General features: G+C 56.7%; 16 protein-coding genes and 1 riboswitch. Of the genes, 5 read left to right on the top strand and 11 right to left on the bottom strand.

The window, feature by feature from the left end; genetic code table 11:
• Positions 1-16: 16 nt before the first annotated feature.
• The 4 genes from QNN88_RS03315 (at position 17) to QNN88_RS03300 (ending at position 2894) form a co-directional block, all read left to right on the top strand.
• Positions 17-193 (top strand): DUF3606 domain-containing protein, encoded by a 177-nt coding sequence (locus QNN88_RS03315; protein WP_414238942.1) that lies wholly within the window; start codon positions 17-19, stop codon positions 191-193.
• Between the two features lie 199 nt (positions 194-392).
• Positions 393-489, top strand: a riboswitch (TPP riboswitch).
• A gap of 31 nt (positions 490-520) precedes the next feature.
• The gene (gene thiM / locus QNN88_RS03310) at positions 521-1309 is read left to right on the top strand and encodes a hydroxyethylthiazole kinase (RefSeq protein ID WP_414238941.1); all 789 of its coding nucleotides are present in this window, start codon (positions 521-523) and stop codon (positions 1307-1309) included.
• Positions 1306-2106, top strand: a complete 801-nt coding sequence (gene thiD / locus QNN88_RS03305) for a bifunctional hydroxymethylpyrimidine kinase/phosphomethylpyrimidine kinase (protein WP_414238940.1) — start codon at positions 1306-1308, stop codon at positions 2104-2106. Before thiM ends, thiD begins: the two co-directional genes overlap by 4 nt.
• A gap of 41 nt (positions 2107-2147) precedes the next feature.
• On the top strand, positions 2148-2894 hold the full coding sequence (locus QNN88_RS03300) for a GntR family transcriptional regulator (protein WP_196010355.1): 747 nt from the start codon (positions 2148-2150) through the stop codon (positions 2892-2894).
• Here the strand turns inward: QNN88_RS03300 and QNN88_RS03295 are convergent.
• From QNN88_RS03295 to QNN88_RS03285, 3 genes are read right to left on the bottom strand one after another with little or no spacing between them, the layout of a single operon-like run.
• Complete coding sequence (locus QNN88_RS03295; RefSeq protein WP_414238939.1) at positions 2868-3833, bottom strand: carbohydrate kinase family protein; 966 nt, start codon at positions 3831-3833, stop codon at positions 2868-2870. The two genes, QNN88_RS03300 and QNN88_RS03295, sit on opposite strands and share 27 nt — an antisense overlap.
• Positions 3830-4834, bottom strand: a complete 1005-nt coding sequence (locus QNN88_RS03290) for an ADP-ribosylglycohydrolase family protein (RefSeq protein ID WP_414238938.1) — start codon at positions 4832-4834, stop codon at positions 3830-3832. The genes QNN88_RS03295 and QNN88_RS03290 overlap by 4 nt, the downstream gene beginning before the upstream one ends.
• Positions 4831-6102: a nucleoside permease gene (locus QNN88_RS03285; RefSeq protein WP_414238937.1), complete on the bottom strand. Its 1272-nt coding sequence runs from the start codon at positions 6100-6102 to the stop codon at positions 4831-4833. Before QNN88_RS03285 ends, QNN88_RS03290 begins: the two co-directional genes overlap by 4 nt.
• Positions 6103-6351: 249 nt before the next feature.
• Between QNN88_RS03285 and fbaB the strand changes: the two genes are divergently transcribed.
• Positions 6352-7404 (top strand): class I fructose-bisphosphate aldolase, encoded by a 1053-nt coding sequence (gene fbaB / locus QNN88_RS03280; protein WP_196010351.1) that lies wholly within the window; start codon positions 6352-6354, stop codon positions 7402-7404.
• On the opposite strand, the gene yegS is transcribed toward fbaB, so the two are convergent.
• From yegS to QNN88_RS03240, 8 genes are all read right to left on the bottom strand, one after another.
• Positions 7401-8300: a lipid kinase YegS gene (yegS, locus tag QNN88_RS03275; RefSeq protein ID WP_196010350.1), complete on the bottom strand. Its 900-nt coding sequence runs from the start codon at positions 8298-8300 to the stop codon at positions 7401-7403. The genes fbaB and yegS overlap by 4 nt on opposite strands.
• Positions 8301-8695: 395 nt before the next feature.
• Positions 8696-10057, bottom strand: a complete 1362-nt coding sequence (yegQ, locus tag QNN88_RS03270; RefSeq protein WP_414238936.1) for a tRNA 5-hydroxyuridine modification protein YegQ — start codon at positions 10055-10057, stop codon at positions 8696-8698.
• Between the two features lie 166 nt (positions 10058-10223).
• Positions 10224-10946 (bottom strand): two-component system response regulator BaeR, encoded by a 723-nt coding sequence (gene baeR / locus QNN88_RS03265; protein WP_414238935.1) that lies wholly within the window; start codon positions 10944-10946, stop codon positions 10224-10226.
• The gene (baeS, locus tag QNN88_RS03260; protein WP_414238934.1) at positions 10943-12346 is read right to left on the bottom strand and encodes a two-component system sensor histidine kinase BaeS; all 1404 of its coding nucleotides are present in this window, start codon (positions 12344-12346) and stop codon (positions 10943-10945) included. The genes baeR and baeS overlap by 4 nt, the downstream gene beginning before the upstream one ends.
• Complete coding sequence (locus QNN88_RS03255; RefSeq protein ID WP_414238933.1) at positions 12346-13758, bottom strand: MFS transporter; 1413 nt, start codon at positions 13756-13758, stop codon at positions 12346-12348. The genes baeS and QNN88_RS03255 overlap by 1 nt, the downstream gene beginning before the upstream one ends.
• Positions 13755-16826, bottom strand: coding sequence for a multidrug efflux RND transporter permease subunit MdtC (gene mdtC / locus QNN88_RS03250; protein WP_414238932.1), 3072 nt, complete (start codon positions 16824-16826; stop codon positions 13755-13757). The genes QNN88_RS03255 and mdtC overlap by 4 nt, the downstream gene beginning before the upstream one ends.
• The gene (gene mdtB, locus QNN88_RS03245) at positions 16827-19949 is read right to left on the bottom strand and encodes a multidrug efflux RND transporter permease subunit MdtB (RefSeq protein WP_196010344.1); all 3123 of its coding nucleotides are present in this window, start codon (positions 19947-19949) and stop codon (positions 16827-16829) included. It lies immediately after the preceding gene.
• Positions 19949-21196 (bottom strand): MdtA/MuxA family multidrug efflux RND transporter periplasmic adaptor subunit, encoded by a 1248-nt coding sequence (locus tag QNN88_RS03240; protein ID WP_196010343.1) that lies wholly within the window; start codon positions 21194-21196, stop codon positions 19949-19951. Before QNN88_RS03240 ends, mdtB begins: the two co-directional genes overlap by 1 nt.
• Positions 21197-21295 lie beyond the last annotated feature (99 nt).

Genomic DNA, 21295 nt, shown 5'->3' with positions numbered 1-21295 from the left:
ACTCAGGACAAAACAAATGGCAGATAACTTACAGCGTCGGCAGCCAGAAGATAAACGTTTCATCAGCTTGAGTGAATCTTGGGAAGTGGCATATTGGACCCAAGCGTTGGGTGTTACTGAATCTCAGCTTAGGGCTGCTGTCAAAGCTGTTGGTAATGGCACTGCTAAGGTAAGAGCACATCTAGGTAAATAGGTTTGTGAAGGCATCTTAAATTGTGCTGTTGAGGCTGGGGAAACCCGGCCTTTTTTGTGTTCGGTGTTTGGTACTGTGAGCCACAACTTGAGACACAAACTGGGACACAGAGCATTTTTTAAGGTTGAGTCTTTGGCTTTCCGCTGGCATGATCCTGATCAGGGATTAACGGGACGTTAATCGCAAGTTTTTGATTTTTTTAAATGACTCGGGGTGCCCCATCGCTGATGGGCTGAGAAATACCCGTACCACCTGATCTGGATAATGCCAGCGTAGGGAAGTCAGACACTGCTCGTGTCCCTTCTTCGCGCGGGCAGGAGCGTAACCATGCAGCCTGACCTGCACAGCCGCGAACATGCGGTTCGTACCTTACAAGATTTTCATACCTTTTCTCCGTTAACACATTGTATGACCAATGACGTCGTACAGAGTTTTACCGCCAATACGCTACTGGCGCTGGGGGCTTCTCCGGCGATGGTGATTGAGCCCGAAGAAGCTCGCCAGTTTGCCGCTCTTGCCAGCGCGTTGCTCATCAACGTCGGCACGTTGACACAACCGCGTGCGCAGGCAATGCGGGCGGCGGTTGAGCAGGCAAACAGCGCCAACACCCCCTGGACGCTGGACCCGGTTGCCGTAGGCGCGCTTGAATACCGTCGACGTTTCTGCCTTGAACTCCTTGCGTTAAAACCTGCCGCCGTTCGCGGCAATGCTTCAGAAATCCTGGCGTTAGCCGGTGAAAGCGCCGGGGGGCGCGGAGTGGATGCCACCGATGCGGTTGCAACGGCTCTGCCGGCGGCGCAGATTCTGGCACGCCAGACTGGCGCTGTTGTGGTGGTCACCGGCGAAGTGGATTACGTCACCGACGGCGAGCGCACTCTGGGTGTCACGGGTGGTAACCCGCTGATGACGAAAGTGGTGGGCACCGGTTGCGCCCTTTCGGCGGTAGTCGCGGCCAGCTGCGCTCTGGCTGGAGACAGGCTGCACAATATTGCTTCTGCCTGTTGCTGGATGAAACAGGCGGGAGAACTCGCGACAAAGACCAGTCACGGTCCCGGCAGCTTTATCCCGGCGTTTCTCGACGCACTCTACCATCTGGATGCGGAGGCGGCGGTATGAAACGGATCAACGCATTAACCATTGCCGGTACGGATCCCAGCGGCGGCGCGGGCATTCAGGCCGATCTAAAAACCTTCTCGGCGCTCGGCGCTTACGGCTGTGCGGTAATTACCGCGCTGGTGGCGCAAAATACCCTGGGCGTGCAGTCTGTGTATCGTATTGAGCCTGATTTTGTCGCCGCGCAGCTTGATTCGGTGTTCAGTGATGTACGCATTGACACCACCAAAATCGGCATGCTGGCAGAAACGGATATCGTCGAAGCGGTGGCGGAGCGCTTGCAGCGCCATCAGGTGCAAAATGTGGTGCTTGATACAGTCATGCTGGCGAAAAGCGGCGATCCGTTGCTGTCGCCTTCCGCCGTTGAGACATTGCGCAAGCGGCTGTTACCGCAGGTTTCTCTGATTACCCCTAATCTGCCGGAAGCGGCGGCGCTGCTGGATTGCCCGCACGCGCGCAACGAGAAAGAGATGCTGGAACAGGGGCGGGCGCTGTTGGGGATGGGCTGTGGCGCCGTGTTGATGAAAGGTGGTCATCTGGACGATGAGCAAAGTCCTGACTGGCTCTTTACAGCGACCGGTGAAGAGCGCTTTACCGCGCCGCGGGTAATGACGAAAAACACGCACGGCACGGGCTGTACGCTCTCCGCGGCGCTGGCGGCGCTGCGTCCGCGACATACCGACTGGGCCGGGGCGGTGCAGGAGGCGAAAGTCTGGCTGTCGGCGGCGCTGGCGCAGGCCGACACGCTGGAGGTTGGGCACGGCATCGGGCCTGTTCATCATTTCCACGCGTACTGGTAGCGTATATACTGGCAGCAGACGGGCTGTCAGGAAAAAGACTCATGGAACAAGCGCATACTCAGCTTATCGCGCAACTGAACGATCGTATTTCAGCGGTGGATAACACGCCGCTTTATATCAAGTTTGCCGAGACGGTGAAAAATGCCGTGCGCAGTGGCGTGCTTGAGCATGGCAATATTCTGCCAGGAGAGCGCGATCTCAGCCAGTTAACCGGTGTCTCACGCATTACGGTGCGTAAAGCGATGCAGGCGCTGGAAGAAGAGGGGGTCGTGACGCGCGCGCGCGGCTACGGGACGCAGATCAACAACATCTTTGAGTATTCGCTGAAAGAGGCGAAGGGGTTTTCTCAGCAGGTGGTGTTACGCGGGAAAAAACCAGACACCTTATGGGTCAACAAGCGCGTCGTTAAGTGTCCTGAAGAGGTGGCGCAGCAGTTGGCGATTGCCGCCGGCAGTGATGTGTTTCTGCTCAAGCGTATCCGCTACGTCGATGAAGATGCCGTGTCTATTGAAGAGTCGTGGGTGCCCGCGCACCTCATTCATGACGCTGATGAGATTGGCATATCGCTGTACGACTATTTCCGCAGCCAGCACATCCACCCGCAGCGTACCCGCTCACGGGTGAGTGCAAAAATGCCGGATGCTGAGTTCCAGTCGCATATCCAGATGGACAGCAAAGTGCCGGTGCTGGTGATCAAACAGGTGGCGCTTGACCAACAGCAGCGGCCTATCGAGTACAGCATCAGCTACTGCCGAAGCGATTTATACGTCTTTGTGTGCGAGGAGTAACTCCTCATGAAACGGCGCACAGTCACCGCCGCGATGTCCAACCACCCACGATGCCACCGCGTTACCGAGCAGCACCGCGTCCGCCAGCGACCAGCCCGACGCCAGCCCGGCCAGCATGCCGCCCGCGTGGCTGTCACCGGCACCAATCGTATCAACGACCGTCGTCGGGAAGGCCGGTACGCATCCGCAGGATTGCGGGCTGAAGTACCAGGCACCGTCTTTGTCATGGCGAACGATTAATGGTGCAGCAAATCGCTTCACCCACTGCGCGCCTAACTCTTCCACCACCTGGCTGAGACCCAACCGTTCCGCCGCGATTTCCGCTTCCTGGCGGTTAAGCGACACCAGAGGGCGACAGGCCAGAATGCGCGCCATCAGCACATCAGGAATATCGCCAATACGCGGGCCAAAATCGATAAACGGTGTCACCTGATCCAGCCCTTCCAGCCATTGCACCAGCAGCTCGCCGCAGGGCGAGGCTAACTGATAACCCGAGAGATAAATCAGGCTGTCAGGCGCGATGGTGAGCTGAGCCAGCCAGTCGGTATTCCATTGGTTCTCAACGCCGCTGAATGACATAAACGTGCGCTCGCCATCCGGTTCGACCAGCGCCAGGCACCAGCCGTTATCACCTTGCGCGGTCTCGATGAGGCTGTGTAACCCTTCTTTCGCCATCCGGTTACGAATGATCTCCGCCCATACGCCCTGGCCCAGCGGCAGGGCGTTACCGGCATCAATACCCAGCCGTTTCAGCGCCACGGCGATGTTCAGCGCGCAGCCGCCGACGTTAACGCCTTGCTGCTTCAGCTCAATGTCACACCCGCGCCAGGGCAGGGCATAGGCATCAGCAATCACATCGATGACCGCCGCGCCGACAACCGTGACCGGCTGGCGAGTCGTTAAACCTGGCAACAGTTCGGTTAAACGAGAAGTGTTCATGACGCCTCCCGACGTTGGCGCAGGCGCGTAAGCGCCGTCGCGTAGCGGCTAAAATCGAGCTGGTTTATCGTATCCAGCTCCTGTTTCCACACAGGATTGATGGCGTTGATGCCCTGTAATGCGCCACAAATGGCTGTCGCCATTGCCCCAATGGTATCGGTATCGCCGCCGAGATTGGCACACAGAATGGCGCAGCGATTGGGGTCCGTTTTTGCCAGTTCAACCATCGCAATGGCACACGCCACCGATTCAATCGTACTGGTTCCGGCACCGACTACCTGATACAACTGTTCGCTGGCCGCTTCGGCACCGTCGGCCTGGCGCACAATCTTCAACGCAATCTCCAGACGCGCAGAAAGCGAGGCGCTAAACGTGGTGATGCGTTTTTGTTGGGCGTGCAGGGCGATTGCGGGGAGGGCGTCAACAATATCACCCCACGATTCGCCATCGATCGCCCGTGAAATCGCCCATGCCACCACCACCGCACCGGCGATCGCCAGATCCGATTTGTGCGTCGGACTGGAGGCGAGCGCCACGTCATCGATAAACGCATCCAGATCGCGCGCCGGCAGCAGGCATCCCAGCGGCGACACACGCATCGCTGCGCCGTTGGTCACGCCGTTATTCTCCAGTTCCGCCACCGGTTTCCCGTCGCGAATGGCGTTCAGAGCGATTTTCGATGTCGGCCCGAGAACGTTTTTATTGAAGGCGTCAAAGCGCAGCGCCCAGTCGAGAATATTACGCCCAATCAGGTCCGGGTCGATCTTGCCGTCGCGTTCCAGCAGAGCATCCGCCAGACAGAGCGCCATTGAGGTATCGTCGGTAAATTCTGCGCGGCCAAAATAACAGGCCGCATTGTTCTCTTGCGGGCCCGGCAGAAAGCGGTCAATCCAGCCAAAGTGCGCTTTAACGCGGGCTCTGGGCCACAGTTCTGACGGCATCCCCATCGCATCCCCTAACGCCTGCCCATAAAGAGCACCGAGAATACGTTCTGCTTTCATTTTACTTCCCCTTGTGTCAACGCAGTCTCGCGAACCTCAATAGCGGTAATTTCTTTGTCTGATTCGCGAAAGAAAATCATAAATAGTACGGCTATCACGGCGATCATCACCGCCCCGAATGTCCACATGCCTGCCCAGTTAAAGGTCAGGCCGTTGACCGGCTCCGGATAAGCAAACATTTTTTCCATCATCACGCCGCCGAGACGGTAGCCCAGCAGGCTGCCGAAGCCCTGACAGCAGAGCGTAATCAACCCTTGTGCGGCGGTACGCATATGCACCGGCGCTTTTTTATCGACATAGATATATGCCGTTACGTAGTAGAAGTCGTAGCTCACGCCATGCAGCAAAATACCGAGGAACAGCAGGGCATAAGTGAAGTATTCGTCTGCGCCGCCGTAGATGAAGAAGCCGTAGCGGATCGCCGCCGTGATAAGACCAAGTAATAATACCTTCTTAATACCAAAGCGTTTCGTAAAGAAGGGCAACGCCAGCATAAAGAAGATTTCGGAGAACTGACCGAGCGTCATCCAGCCGGTGGCGTTTTTCATCCCGACTTCGGTCAGATAGCCATTGGCGAAGATGTAATAGAACGCCAGCGGCATCGCGAACAGGAACGAGCAGAAGAAAAAGACGAGGAAGTTTTTATCCCGCAGCAGGATAATCGCATCCAGACCCAGCATGACTTTGACGTCCATCTTGCCGGTGCTTTTCGGCGGGGTATCCGGCAGGAAGAAGGCGAATATACCCAGCAGCGCAGAGCTGGCGGCTGTCACCAGCAGTGGGATATTGGTTGGCGAGATGTCGTTATAGCCCAGCATCTGTGGCAGGAAGCCGCAGGCGAGACCGGAGGCAATCCAGCCGATGGTGCCCATAACGCGGATGCGTGGGAAGTCGCGCTCCACGTCCGGCACGTTGGCAAACGCGATGCTGTTCGTCAGTGCGATGGTCGGCATATAGGTCAGCGAGTAGGCCAGCAGCAGCGGGAAAAATCCACCGAACGTCGTTTGTTGAGCGGCAAAATACATCAGTACCGCACCGGCGAACATCAGCACCGCCAGTACCTTTTGCGCCGAGAAAAACCGGTCGGTCAGCGAGCCCACGAGGATCGGCGACAGAATTGCGGCAATCGCGGTACAGGCATAAGACCAGCCAATCTCACCGGCAGTAAAACCACTTTTACTCAACCAGAGCCAGAGCGGAACAAACCAGGCTCCCCAGATAAACCATTCAACGAACATCATGAACGACAGTTTCACTGTAGTTTTCATCTTTAAATCCTTCATGACAGGTAAGGTACATCATGACAGTACCATTAAATAATACCTTTTAAATACCTTTGAGGCGAAAACTTGACCGTCTTAACACTTTATCGTCAGTGAATCGTGCCAGCCGATTACGCTGAAAAATCCCCGAAAGATGGAAAAAACGCACGGTCAGTACCAGGCTTAAGGCTGCCCGCAAAGGCGGGTCAGGACAATTCACCTTCCGACGCATTCGGAACTTACGGGAGCATAACTATGACTGATATTGCGCAGTTGCTTGGCAAAGACGCCGACAGCCTCTTACAGCATCGTTGCATGACCATACCCTCAGACCAACTCTATCTGCCCGGACAGGATTATGTCGACCGCGTGATGGTGGACAACAACCGTCCGCCTGCGGTACTGCGTAACATGCAGACGTTGTATAACACCGGGCGTCTGGCGGGAACGGGTTACCTGTCCATTTTACCGGTCGATCAGGGGGTGGAACACTCGGCAGGCGCGTCGTTTGCCGCCAACCCGCTCTATTTCGACCCGAAAAATATCGTTGAACTGGCGATCGAAGCCGGATGTAACTGTGTGGCCTCGACCTATGGCGTACTGGCTTCCGTCTCGCGCCGTTACGCACATCGCATTCCGTTTCTGGTGAAACTCAACCACAACGAAACGTTGAGCTATCCGAATACCTATGACCAGACGTTGTATGCGAGCGTAGAGCAGGCGTTCAATCTGGGGGCGGTGGCTGTTGGCGCAACCATCTACTTTGGATCGGAGGAGTCGCGTCGGCAGATTGAAGAGATTTCCGCCGCCTTTGAGCGGGCGCATGAGCTGGGCATGGTAACGGTGCTGTGGGCCTATCTGCGTAATTCCGCTTTCAAAAAAGATGGCGTCGATTATCACGTTTCCGCTGACTTAACCGGGCAGGCGAACCATCTGGCGGCAACAATTGGCGCGGATATCGTCAAACAGAAAATGGCGGAGAACAACGGCGGCTACAAAGCGGTGAATTATGGTTACACCGACGATCGTGTTTACAGCAAGCTGACCACCGAGAACCCGATCGATCTGGTTCGTTATCAACTGGCAAACTGCTACATGGGGCGTGCCGGGTTGATTAACTCCGGCGGTGCGGCAGGCGGCGAGACCGACCTGAGCGACGCGGTGCGCACGGCGGTGATTAACAAACGCGCAGGCGGGATGGGATTGATTCTGGGTCGTAAAGCTTTCAAAAAATCGATGGCTGACGGCGTGAAATTGATCAACGCCGTGCAGGATGTCTATCTTGACAGTAAAGTGACGATTGCTTAACGCAGTAGCGGGCAGTCCGGTGGTAACCGGCAACGCAACGCGGCGGGCAGGATTTTGATATGAAATTCCTGTCCGCTGAGCGGTTCGCCATCAAGATTAAAGGTAATGTCATGCGGTGCCCGGATATCAAACCAGGCCGAAGCGCCGTCGATGATATTAGGATTTTCCTCCTGTGGCTTCAGGGTAGAAAACAGGGCTGGCAGGAGCTCTTCGCCGGTAAAAATACGCAGTTGCAGTAAACCGTCATTGATGAGCGCATCGGGGCACAGCTGCTGTCCGCCGCCAGCCTGACGCCCATTGCCAATTCCAATCACCAGCGCGTCGCCCTGCCAGTGGAAGTTTTCACCACGAATCTCGCAGCGGTCCGGTTTTAGCGTATCCATGCGCATCAGGCCGTGAATGATATATGACACGCCGCCCAGCGCCGCTTTCAGTTTTTCCGGCGTTTCAGTGGTGATGCGCGTACCAAAGCCGCCGGTCGCCATATTGATAAAACAGGTTTTATCGTTAACCTGCGCCATATCGATTTCAATGGCGTTGCCCGCGATCGCCAGCTTCAGCGCCTTATCTAACTCCTCGGGGATGCCGACGCTGGTGGCAAAGTCATTGGCGGTGCCCAGTGGCAGAATGCCCAGCGCGGGAATATCGGACCCCTCACACTGGATCAGCGCCGTCGACACTTCGTTAATCGTGCCGTCGCCACCACCGGCGATCACCGTTTCAACGCCCAGACGGCGGGCCTCTTCGACATAGCGCTGCGCATCGCCTTTTTCCCAGGTGACGCGAACGTGGATCTCTACGCCTGCATCGCGGAGCAGCCCAATGGCTTCCCGCAGTACGGGGTTATCAGCACTTTTGCCATTCAGAATCAATACGCTGGCGGGAAAATTTGCCATTCCTTTTTTGCCTGTTTGTTTTTGGAATCTATGAAGAAAGTGTATAGCAGAAACGAAAAGGGGAGGTCAGAACAGGCTTAAAATACGCACGCAATAGACTATTTTTGTAAACTAAATCGCGATACGGAAAGGCGGCAAATGAACGAATCCCTGGGGGCATAGAAAACCAGGTGACCAGGGTGAGTGAGTGCAGCCAGCGCATCAGTACCGCGATTTAGGCCACAAAAAAATAAGCCTGCGTAAGGGAGATTACGCAGGCTAAGGAGGTGGTTCCTGGTACAGCTAGCATTTATGGGTTATGTTTTTCAGCGAAACGGATAATACCCTTAAAGAACGAAGCGGTATGTGATCGGTTTCTAAGATTCCTCCTGGACTGAAAAAATAACCCTGATTAACTATTTAGCATGCGGATTACGCGTCGATTCGCCGGAAAAATTGCGCATTAACAGTGCATAATCCAGCATCAGATCCTGCGGCACAGGGATCCATACGGTATACCCGTCGCCTGGCGCCACCGGCATTGGTTCGCCTTTGGCGTTTTCCATCTGCGCTAACGTAAAGTTGACATTGCCCTGCGGGGTCATCAGTTCCAGGCTGTCACCGACGGAGAATTTGTTTTTCACCGCCACGGCTGCGAGGTCGCCTTTGCGCTCACCGGTAAATTCCCCCACGAACTGCTGACGCTCGGAAACGGAATAGCCGTATTCGTAATTCTGATAATCGTCATGGGTGTGGCGACGCAGGAAACCTTCGGTATAACCGCGGTGCGCCAGTCCTTCCAGTGTTTCCAGTAGTTGCGGATCAAACGGTTTGCCGGCAGCGGCATCGTCAATCGCTTTGCGATAAACCTGCGCGGTACGCGCGCAGTAGTAGAAGGACTTGGTACGGCCTTCGATTTTCAGCGAGTGCACGCCCATCTGAGTCAGACGTTCAACGTGAGCGATGGCGCGCAGGTCTTTAGAGTTCATGATATAGGTGCCGTGCTCGTCTTCGAACGCGGTCATGTATTCGCCCGGACGTTGGGCCTCTTCAATCATAAACACTTTATCGGTGGGCGCGCCGATACCCAGAGTCGGCTCCACGTTTTGTACCGGGATCGGCTCGTATTTGTGGACGATATTACCGACCACATCTTCTTTGCCTTCCTGAACATTATATTCCCAACGGCAGGCGTTAGTGCAGGTGCCCTGATTCGGATCGCGTTTATTGATATAGCCCGAGAGCAGGCAGCGGCCAGAGTAGGCCATACACAGCGCGCCATGAACGAAGATTTCAATCTCCATCTCCGGCACCTGCTGGCGGATCTCTTCAATCTCTTCCAGCGACAGTTCGCGAGAGAGAATCACGCGGGTCAGCCCCATTGAATGCCAGAATTTTACAGTCGCCCAGTTAACGGCATTGGCCTGTACCGAGAGGTGAATCGGCATTTCCGGGAAATTCTCGCGCACCAGCATGATAAGACCCGGATCGGACATGATCAGGGCATCCGGACCCATTTCCACCACCGGCTTCAAATCGCGGATAAAGGTTTTCAGCTTGGCGTTATGCGGCGCGATGTTGACCACCACGTAGAATTTTTTCCCCAACTCGTGGGCTTCATTAATGCCGCGCTGCAGATTCTCGTGGTTGAATTCATTATTGCGCACGCGCAGGGAGTAACGCGGCTGGCCCGCATAGACGGCATCGGCGCCATAGGCGAAAGCGTAACGCATGTTTTTCAGCGTTCCCGCCGGGGAAAGGAGTTCCGGTTTAAACATTATTTTCTCGTTCTGATGACAGGTCAGATCCGCTTCACCTGATGAAGCGGGTAGAGGAGAGTCCTCACGTTAAGGGCGGGCATTGTAGCGCTGCGGGGCAGGGAGGTAAAGGGTAACGCCGTCCCGATAAGCGCGGCATTGCCGGGCTACGGGCGGCGTTATTGCGTCAGACAATCCGGCAGGCATCCGCTTCCCAGCGATACCCGACGCCATACACCGCACGGATAAACGACTGCTCTTCGTCAAGCGCTTCCAGCTTGCGACGCAGGTTTTTGATATGGCTATCGATGGTGCGGTCGGTGACCACGCGATAATCATCGTAGAGATGATTCAGTAATTGCTCGCGGGAAAACACCTTTCCCGGCTCGTGAGACAGGGTTTTCAACAGACGAAATTCCGCGGGCGTCAGGTCAAGCATTTTACCGCGCCAGGAGGCCTGGAAACGGCTTTCGTCTACAACAAGCGGACTTTCGGCATCCAGTTGCTGCAGTTCACGCTGTGGCCTGCAGCGACGCAAAATGGTCTTCACGCGGGCGACCACTTCGCGCGGGCTGTAAGGCTTGCAGATGTAGTCATCCGCACCGATTTCCAGCCCCAGCAGGCGGTCTATCTCCTCAATTTTGGCGGTGACCATCACGATTGGCACCTCGGAGAAGCGACGGATTTCGCGGCACAGCGTCAGCCCGTCGGTCCCCGGCAGCATCAGATCCAGCAGGATTAAATCTGGCGGCGTCTGGCGCACATACGGCAGGACCTGATCGCCGTGGCTAATCAGCGTCGGGGCATAGCTCGCGGCGCGCAGATAGTCGATAAGTAACTGTCCCAGCTTGGGTTCATCTTCCACAATCAGGATACGTGGTGTGTTTTCATCAATGGGTAACTCAGTCATACGTCTCTCTGTAAATCGCGTTCCAGCGGTAATTCTACTGTAATGCTTACCCCGCCAAAAGGCGAATGGGCCGCGTGGATGCGGCCATTATGGGCGTCGACGATGTTGACGCAAATCGCCAGCCCCAAACCGGAACCTCCGCTGGCGCGGTTGCGCGAACCTTCGGTGCGGTAGAATCGCTCGAACAGTTTTGGCAACTGATCGTCACTGACTCCCGGCGCGGAGTCGGCGAAGGTGATCAGCACGCGCTTGTCGCGCTGCTCTGCGCTGATACGCAAGCCTCCACCGCTGTCGGTGTAACGAAGGCTATTTTCCAGCAGATTGTTGAATAGCTGCATCAGGCGATCGCGGTCGCCGAAGACAATCACGCTATCGGGCAGGGAAAACGTGACTGTCAGACCGCGACTGGCAAAACGCTCGCGGAATGCGCCGCCCGCCACTTCCAGAAGCGGGATTAAATCGACGGAGGTTTTTTGATAGGCCAGTGCGCCCTCGTCAGACATTGAAAGTTGATGCAGGTCGTCCACCAGTTTGGTCAGTGTACCCACTTCGGCCTGCAGTGAGGCTACCGATTCCGGCGTGAATTTCCGCACCCCATCCTGAATCGCTTCCAGCTCACCGCGCAGGACGGCCAGCGGTGTGCGCAGCTCATGCGAGATATCGGCCATAAAATCTCGACGCATCTGCTGATTCTTTTCCAGCGTACTGGCGAGCTGGTTGAAATCCTGCGCCAGCTTGCCCAGCTCATCGGCGCTGGTGGCGGTGACGCGGGTGGTGAAATCACCCGCTGCCAGCTTATGCGTGCCTTCAACCAGACGCTTAACCGGCGCCAGCAACCCACGCGCCAGCAGGAAGGTTGCCAGTGCCGCCAGCAGCGTAGCCAGTGCGACAATCAGCCAACTGGTGCGGCGTTGTTGCTTATCAAAATTAATGTCGGTGTTGCGCGTCAGACGTTCGACGGGGGAGGCGATTACAGCACCGACTTCCACGCCGTTCACCAGAATAGGCCGCCGCGTGCCATCTTTGGGAATCGGACCGCGGGGGCCGACCATCACATGGGCATCCTGGTCTACCACCCAGAACTGCGTGCGCCAGCCGTGGGGAGGCATACCGGGGCCAGCTTTGTCGTCGTCTTTATCATGTTCAAATGAACGGAGGATCTGGAAAACAAAGCGGTCATTATTGCGCAGAAAGCGCCAGTTACCGTGCTGCTGGTACTGTTCGCCTAACGCGTCACTGAGCAGGGTCAGGCGTTGTTCGTTGCCGTTTTTGATGTAATCAATGAACCCTCTCTCGAAGCTGACGCGCACCGCCCAATGCATGCTGATCAGCAGCACGATGCAGGTGGCGAAAATCGCCAGAAACAGTTTGCCGGTAATCCCCGGTCGCCAGAGCTTCATCAGGTTCTCCTTTTGCGTCGCGCAATGACGACATTTTTATGGGTATCGTTTGGGACGCGGGCAAAGATCAGGGCGGGCAGCGCGATAATAACGGCCATACACAGCCAGGTGTACATAAAGACGCTATGCGACGTTCCACTATCGATCGAAATGTGCTGCTGCCCGAACATGCCTAACAACAACCCGGCAACGGTCACGCCAATACTCATCGAGAGCTGCATGATCATCGACAACAGGCTGTTGCCGCTGCTGGCAAACTCATCCGGCAGATCTTTCAGGGTCAGGGTATTCATGGAGGAAAAACGTGTCGAGTTAACCATCCCCTGAACAAACAGCACCAGCGGCAGCACGTAATACCAGCCAAGCAACGCGCTGGACATAAACAGCAGGGTCACCATCGATAGGCCAAGCGTCGTGGCGACCAGCACCCGACGGTAGCCAAAGCGGTTAACCACCTGTACGACAATGCGCTTCATGCCCATGCTGCCCAGCACCATCGGGATCATCATCAACCCGGCGTGAAACGGAGAGAAACCCAGCCCAATCTGCAAAAAGACCGGCGTCATGAAAGGCAACATGCCGCTGCCTACGCGTCCGGCAAAGCTGCCGAGCAACCCCAGAGAGAAGGTGGGGGTGTGAAACAGGTTGAGGCTAAACAGCGCGCGCGGATTATCTTTCGCGTGTTTCAGATAGAGCAGAATGGCGGCGATGCCGCAGACGACCAGCCCACCGAGGGTAAGCGGTGAAATCCCCATGCCTTTACTGCCGTCCAGCGCGATGGTCAGTACTGCCATGCCCGCCGCTAATAGCAGAAAACCTGAGAGATCGAAGCGGCGGGTTTGCAGGGTGTAGTTGGGCATCAGCAGCAGCGTGGCGATAGCACCGACAATGCCGACCGGCAGATTAATCAGGAAAATCCAGTGCCAGGAGGCGTATTCCACCAGGATCCCGCCCAGAGCCGGGCCGAGCAGCGGACCGACCTGACCGGGCAAGGTCACAAAGGTCATTGCTGCCATGTACTGTTCGCGCGGAACGATCTTCATCACCGTCAGACGGCCAACGGGAACCATCATGGCGCCGCCGACGCCTTGCAGAACGCGTGCCATCACCAGTTCGTTCAGCGTACCCGACCAGGCGCAAAACAGTGAGCCCAGGGTAAACAGCACAATAGCGCTGAAGAAGATATTTCGCACGCCGACCTTATCTGCCAGCCAGCCGCTGGCTGGCAGCATCACCGCCACGGTCAACACGTAAGAGACGATGACCATGTGCATATGTAGCGGGCTTTCCCCGAGGCTTTTCGCCATTGAGGGCAGCGCGGTGTTGACGATAGTGGTATCCAGCGACTGCATAAAAAAGCCAAATGCCACAATCCACAGTTGCCAGCGGGTGCTGTTGGGAAGTTCTGTCATGTTTCAGTTATCGATTTACGCGAAAAACGTAGCCGCAGACGGTCGAAAAAGAGATAAACCACCGGCGTCGTGTAGAGCGTTAACAACTGGCTCATCACCAGACCACCGACGATAGTAATCCCCAGCGGCTGGCGCAGTTCAGAGCCATCTCCGCCGGAGAGTACCAGCGGCAGCGCGCCAAACAGCGCCGCCAGCGTGGTCATCATGATTGGGCGAAAACGCAGCAGGCAGGCCTGGAAAATAGCCTCTTCAGGCGTGAGGTTACCCTGCCTCTGCGCGTCGAGTGCAAAATCGACCATCATGATGGCGTTTTTCTTCACGATGCCAATCAATAGCATAATCCCTATCAGGGCGATGAGGCTGAACGGGGCATCGAAAATTTCCAGCGCCAGTAACGCGCCGACGCCCGCTGAGGGAAGCGTGGAAAGGATGGTCAGCGGGTGGACGTAACTCTCATACAGCATACCGAGCACGATATAGACCGTGGCGATCGCCGCGATAATCAGGATAACCTGGGAGTTCATGGTTTCCTGAAAAACCTGCGCGGTACCGGCAAAACTGCCGCGCACCGTGGATGGCACGCCAAGCTGGGTCATCGCCCGGTTAATGGCCTCGCTCGCTTCTGACAGCGAAGAACCGGTTGGCAGGTTAAAGGAGACGGTTGATGCGGCTGACAGCCCCTGATGATTGACCGACAGCGGCGCATTCGCTGGCTGCCATTTGGCGAAATACGAGAGTGGAATCACCTTTCCGTCGCTATTAATGACAAACATTTTCTCCAGCGCGCTGATGTCCTGGGTATAGCGCGGATCAACCTCCATCACCACTTTGTACTGGTTCATCGGCTGATAGATGGTGGAGATCTGCCGCTGACCAAAGGCGTTGTTTAACAGGCTGTTTGCCGCCTGCACGTCAATACCCAGCCGCGACATGGTTTCCCGATCGTACACCAGGTTCATCTCAGCGCCGTTGTCCTGTTGGTCGGAGTTGACGTCCGCCAGTTGGGGCAGGGCGGCTAAGGCTTTACGAATCTTCGGTTCCCATTCGCGCAGCGCCGCCAGATCGTCTGACAACAAGGTGTACTGGTAGCTGGCATTAGACTGGCGTCCGCCGACGCGAATATCCTGCACCGCCATCAGGAAAAGATTGGCCCCAGGCTCTTTCGCCAGTTTGACCCGCAGACGGTCGATCACCTGTTGCGCCGTTGCCTGCCGCTCGCCACGAGACTTTAGGGTGATAAACATCATCCCGCTGTTGACCCGCGAGCCGCCGGTAAAACCGGTCACGTTATCCACCGCCGGGTCGTCGCGAATGATCTTCATAAAATCCTGCAGCTTGCCGCGCATCGCCTGGAAAGAAATACTCTGATCGGCCTGAATCCCACCCATCAGAACGCCCGTGTCCTGCTCCGGGAAGAAGGTTTTTGGGATCGAAATATAGAGCCAGATATTCAGCGCAATCGTGCCAAGCAGCACCACGCCGACCAGTCGCGTATGGTTGAGCACCCATTTCAGCGACTTACCGTAGCCCTGTTGCAGCGCGACCAGCATGCGGCCAAATCCGCGCAGCCGTTTTTGTTCTCGCGGCTGGCTCGATTTCAGCATCCAGCCGCACATCATTGGGGTGAGGGTGAGCGACACCAGCAAAGAGATGCCGATGGCGACCGACAGCGTGACGGCAAATTCACGCAGTAAGCGCCCCGGCAACCCGCCCATCAACAGCAGCGGCAGGAACACCGCGACCAGTGAAAGGCTCATTGACAGCACAGTGAAGCCGACTTCACGGGTCCCTTGTAGTGCAGCCTGTAAGGGTTTCATTCCCGCTTCCAGATGGCGCGAGATATTTTCCAGCACCACGATGGCGTCATCCACTACAAAGCCGGTGGCGATGGTCAACGCCATCAGCGACAGGTTGTTAAGGCTGAAACCGCACAAGTACATGGCGGCAAAAGTGCCAATCAATGAAACCGGTACCGCGACCGCGGGGATCAGCGTGGCGCGACCGGAGCGCAGGAATAAAAAGACCACCAGAATGACCAGCGCCACTGAGATAATCAGCGTCTGCTCGACCTCTTCCAGCGAAGCGCGGATGGTCGGCGAGCGATCCTGGGCGATTTGCATATCAATCGAAGCCGGGATCGTGGACTGTAACTCCGGCAGCTTCGCACGAATGCTGTCGACGGTCTGGATAATATTGGCTTCCGGCAGTTTGCGAATCATCAGCAAAATGGCCGGTTTAGCATTGGTCATCCCGGCGTTGCGGACATCCTGTACCGAGTCGGTTACCGTCGCGACATCACCCAGACGTACGGCGCCGCCATTGTTATAGTGAATCACCAGTGGCTGATACTCTGCCGCCGTTTTGAGTTCGTCGTTAGTCTGAATCTGCCAGCGATGCGTGTTATCTTCCAGCGCCCCTTGCGGTTTGCGCACGTTGGCGTTGCTGATGGCAGTACGGACATCATCCAGCGAAACGCCCTGATTAAACAGCGCCTGTGGATTCAACCCGACGCGCACGGCAGGCAACGAACTGCCGCCCACGTCGACGTCGCCGACACCGTCTATTTGCGCGATAGTCTGCGCCAGTTGGGTTGAGGCAAAGTCGTAGAGCTCGCCCTGCGAGTATGTCTCCGAGGTCAGCGTCAGAATCATGATCGGCGCATCGGACGGATTGGCTTTGCGATAGGTCGGTCGGCTCGGCATTCCGCTGGGCAAGAGGCTCTGCGCGGCATTAATTGCGGCCTGCACATCCCGCGCCGCGCCATTGATATCGCGGTCGAAATTGAACTGTAAAATGATGCGCGTACTGCCGAGAGAACTGCTGGAGGTCATTTCACTGACTCCGGCAATCCGTCCCAGCGAGCGTTCGAGCGGTGTCGCCACCGATGAAGCCATGGTTTCCGGCGACGCGCCGGGCAGCGAGGCGCTGACCATAATCACCGGGAAATCCACCTGCGGCAACGGGGCGACGGGTAACAGTCGAAAGCCCAGCACACCGCACAGGGTAATGGCGAGAGAGATGAGAATCGTCGCCACCGGACGGTAAATGAAGAGGGCGAAAAACTTCATTTACGCCTCCTCTTCCTGCTGAGAGAAGCGTTTTTTCATATACAGCGACAGGCGGTCAAACAGCAGGTAAATCACCGGCGTGGTGAACAGAGTCAGCACCTGACTGACCAGCAGACCGCCGACCATGCCAATCCCCAGCGGACGGCGCAACTCCGCACCGACGCCGGTGCTCAGCATTAGCGGTAGCGCGCCCAACAGCGCCGCCAGCGTGGTCATCAAAATCGGACGAAAACGCAGCAGGCAGGCCTGGAAAATCGCCTCGCGCGGCGCCATGCCCTGTTCGCGTTCCGCAGCAAGGGCGAAGTCGATCATCATGATGGCGTTCTTCTTCACAATCCCGATCAGCAAAATAATGCCGATAATGGCGATAACATCCAGCTCGCTACCGGCAATCATCAGCGCCAGCAGCGCCCCGACGCCTGCGGTGGGTAAGGTGGAGAGAATGGTGATGGGATGGATAAAACTTTCGTACAGCACGCCAAGCACGATGTACATCGCCACTACCGCCGCCACAATCAGCCAGATGGTACTGCCCAACGCGGCCTGGAAGGCGAGGGTGCTGCCCTGGAACTGTGTGGTGATATCCACTGGCAGATTCAGCGTTTTTTCCGCGTCCAGTATTGCCTGCACCGCATCGCCCAGCGAATAGCCGTCCGGCACGTTAAACGAAATGGTGGTCACCGGGAACTGATCCAGATGGTTGATCGAGAGCGGCGCAAAGCGTTGTTCAACCTTAGCAATCGCACTGAGCGGCACGATGCCGCCGTCGCTGCTGGTCAGACGGATTGCATCCAGCGCCGCCAGTCCAGGCGTAGTTTCGGTATTGTGTTCCAGCACCACCCGATACTGGTTCGCCTGGGTGTAGATGGTGGAAATCAACCGCTGACCGAAGGCGTTATACAGCGCGTTATCGACATCCGCCATACTGATCCCCAGACGGCTGGCGCTGTCGCGATCGACATTGACATAGGCCACTAATCCCTTGTCCTGCCAGTCACTGCTGACGTCAGAAAGCTGTGGCAACGCCTGCAATTTTTCCATCAGTTGCGGCACCCAGGTACTGAGCGCGTCCAGCGACGTGGCCTGTAGCGTGAACTGATACTGTGTGCGACTCACCTGGGTATCGATAGTCAGATCCTGGGTCGGTTGCAGATAGAGGTCAACGCCCGGTACTTTCGCCACTGCATCCTGTAAACGGGCGATCACTTTTTGAACCCGGTCATCACGGTCATCCAGCGGTTTGAGGTTAATTTGCAGGCGTGCGCTGTTTAGCGACGGATTTGTGCCATCAACGCCGACAAAGGAAGTCAGACTTTCAACCGCCGGATCCTGCAAAATCATATCCGACACCTGCCGCTGACGCTGGGCCATACTGGCAAAGGAGCTGGATTGCGGCGCCTGTAGCGTGCCCTGGATGATGCCGTTATCCTGGATCGGGAAGAAGCCCTTCGGAATAAACACCCACAGCATGATACTTAATAGCAGAGTGCCGAGCGCCACGCTCAGCGTCAGCCACGGGTGATTAAGCACTTTTGCCAGCCAGTGGCCGTAGCCGGCAATGATGCGCTCAAACATTTTCTCCGAGGCGCGGGAAAAACGATTCTGTTTGCGCAATGATTCCTGGCTCAGCATCCTGGCGCACATCATCGGCGTCAGGGTCAACGACACCACGGCGGAGATTAAAATCGCCACCGCCAGCGTGACGGCAAATTCGCGGAACAGGCGCCCGACGATATCCCCCATAAACAGCAGTGGGATCAGCACCGCAATCAGCGAGAAGGTGAGAGAGATAATCGTAAAACCGATTTCCCCGGCGCCTTTGAGCGCGGCGGCCAGCGGTTTCTCTCCCTTCTCGATGTAGCGCGAAATATTTTCGATAACCACAATCGCATCATCGACCACAAAGCCGGTGGCAATGGTCAGCGCCATGAGCGTCAGGTTATTGATGGAGAAATCGAGAAATACCATCACCGCAAACGTCCCTATCAGCGAAAGCGGGACGGCGACGCCAGGAATAATGGTGGCGGGAATATTGCGCAGGAACAGATAGATAATCATCACAACCAGCGCAATAGCCAGCATCAGCTCAAACTGCGTGTCGTTGACCGAGGCGCGAATATTGGTTGTGCGGTCAGAAAGCACCGTGACGTTTACCGACTTCGGCAGGCTCTCTTTTAGCTGCGGCAACATCTGGTGAATGCTGTCTGCCGTTGAGATGATGTTCGCGCCCGGCTGGCGCTGGACGTTCATCACAATGGCCTGCTCTTTGTTTGCCCATGCGCCCAGCCAGCTATTTTCCGCGCCTTGCTCAACAATGGCGACATCGCCAAGACGAACCGGCGCACCGTTTTGGTAGGCGATAATAAGCTGGCGATATTCGTCGGCAGACTGCATTTGATCGTTTGCCGAGAGCGTAACCGCCCGGCTGGGGCCATCAAGACTGCCTTTGGCGGAGTTGACGTTCGCGCCAGTAATTGCCGTGCGGACGGTTTCGCTGGTCAGGCCCAGCGCGGCAATCGCCTGTGCATTGAGCTTCACGCGGACCGCCGGGCGTTGACCGCCGGAGAGCGTCACTAAACCCACGCCGGAGACCTGGGAGATCTTCTGGGCGACGCGGGTTTCGACCATATCTTCCACCTGGGTCATCGGCATGGCGGTAGAGGTCACCGCCAGCGTCATGATCGGCGGATCGGCCGGGTTGACCTTGCTGTAGACTGGCGGGTTCGGCAGGTCGCCCGGTAGCAGGTTAGTGGCGGCGTTTATCGCGGCCTGGACTTCCTGTTCGGCAACATCCAGTGGCAAGGTGAGCTGAAACTGCAGCGTCACGACGGAAGCGCCGCCTGAACTTTGCGACGACATCTGTTTCAGACCGGACATCTGGCCGAACTGCCGCTCCAGCGGCGCGGTGACGGCTGAGGTCATGACATCCGGGCTGGCGCCAGGATACAACGTCACCACCTGAATCGTCGGGTAATCCACTTCCGGTAGCGCGGAAACGGGGAGAAAACGATAGCCGATGATCCCCGCGAGAAGAATCGCCACCATCAGCAGCGTGGTGGCGACGGGCCGCATAATAAACAGGCGCGACGGGCCGCCTGTGCTGCTCGGAGGTAACACCTGCATCAGGAGCGCGCTCCTTTATTACCGTATTCACGGCGGGTGGCTTTTGTCTCAGTTGTGGCGGGGGCTTGCGCTTCCACCACTTCCACTTTCGCCCCTTCCGTCAGGCGGTCAATCCCGTCGGTGACGACGCGGTCACCCGCCGAGATCCCGGCGCTGATCACCACCTTCTGGCTGTCCTGAATCCCTGTTTTGACCAGATGCTTACTGACTTTGTTCTCATCGTTCAGCACCCAGACAAAGTGCCCCTCGTTGCCCATTTGCAGGGCGGCAGTGGGGATCACTACGGCGTTTTGTTCGGTGTCGACCAGCATTCGGGCATTTACAAACTGGTTCGGGAACAGTGCATCATCCTGATTCTCAAAACGTGCTTTCACTTTGATGGTCCCGGTGGTGGCATCGATCTGGTTATCCAGACTCAGCAGTACGCCCGTGCTGAGCTTTTTCGAATTGGTTCGATCCCAGGCTTCAACCACCAGCGGCTGTCCGCTTTTTTGCGCCTGCGCGACGGTGGCGATATCGCTTTCCGGCAGGGTGAAAATCAGGTCGATGGGGTGTGTCTGGGTGATCACCACAATACCGTTGGTATCACCACTGGAAATCTGATTGCCGACATCTACCTGTTTCAGACCAACCCGACCATCAACCGGTGCGGTGATGCGGCTCCAGTCGAGTTGCAGCTGCGCGCTGGCGACGCTGGCTTCATCGGCCTTAATCGTGCCTTCGGATTCGCTTACCAGCGCCTGCTGGGCATCCAGCTCCTGACGCGAGACCAGATTTGTTTTAACCAGTTGCTGGTAACGCGCTAAATCACGACGCGCGTTGGCGAGGGTGGCTTTGTCTTTTGCCAGGACGCCCTGCGCCTGTGCCAGTGCCACTTTAAACTGGCTGGGATCGATCTCCGCCAGCAGGTCACCGGCTTTAACCTGTTGACCCTCCTGGAAATGAAGCGCCAGCAGTTGCCCGTCCACGCGGCTACGTACGGTGACGGTGTTGGCTGCGGTAATCGTCCCCAGTCCGGTGAGATAGCGCGGAACGGTCTGTTCGGTGGCCGTCGCGGCCTGCACGGGCGCGAGGGGGCCGGAGCGCATACCACGACGACCTGCGCCAGCCGCTGGTTTCGCTTGTCCGGTTGCGCCGGGTGCGGTGTTTTGCGGTTCGCTCCGGTTCTGCCAGAACCCGTATGCGGCGATGGCGGCGATGACCACCACGATGGTGATTACCCAGCGGGATTTATGACTGCCTTTCATCGTTATGAGTTTCTCATCCTGAAACGTTTCGCGGAATGATACTAGTTTAGCCAGCCATCAAGGGAGAAAAATGGAGGAATTATGAAACCCTGTACGGAT

Source organism: Citrobacter sp. ANG330, assembly GCF_047467925.1.
GTDB lineage: Bacteria > Pseudomonadota > Gammaproteobacteria > Enterobacterales > Enterobacteriaceae > Citrobacter_A > Citrobacter_A amalonaticus_G.
Note: the sequence above shows the minus strand (reverse complement) of the source record. Positions and strands in the feature narration are given on the sequence as shown.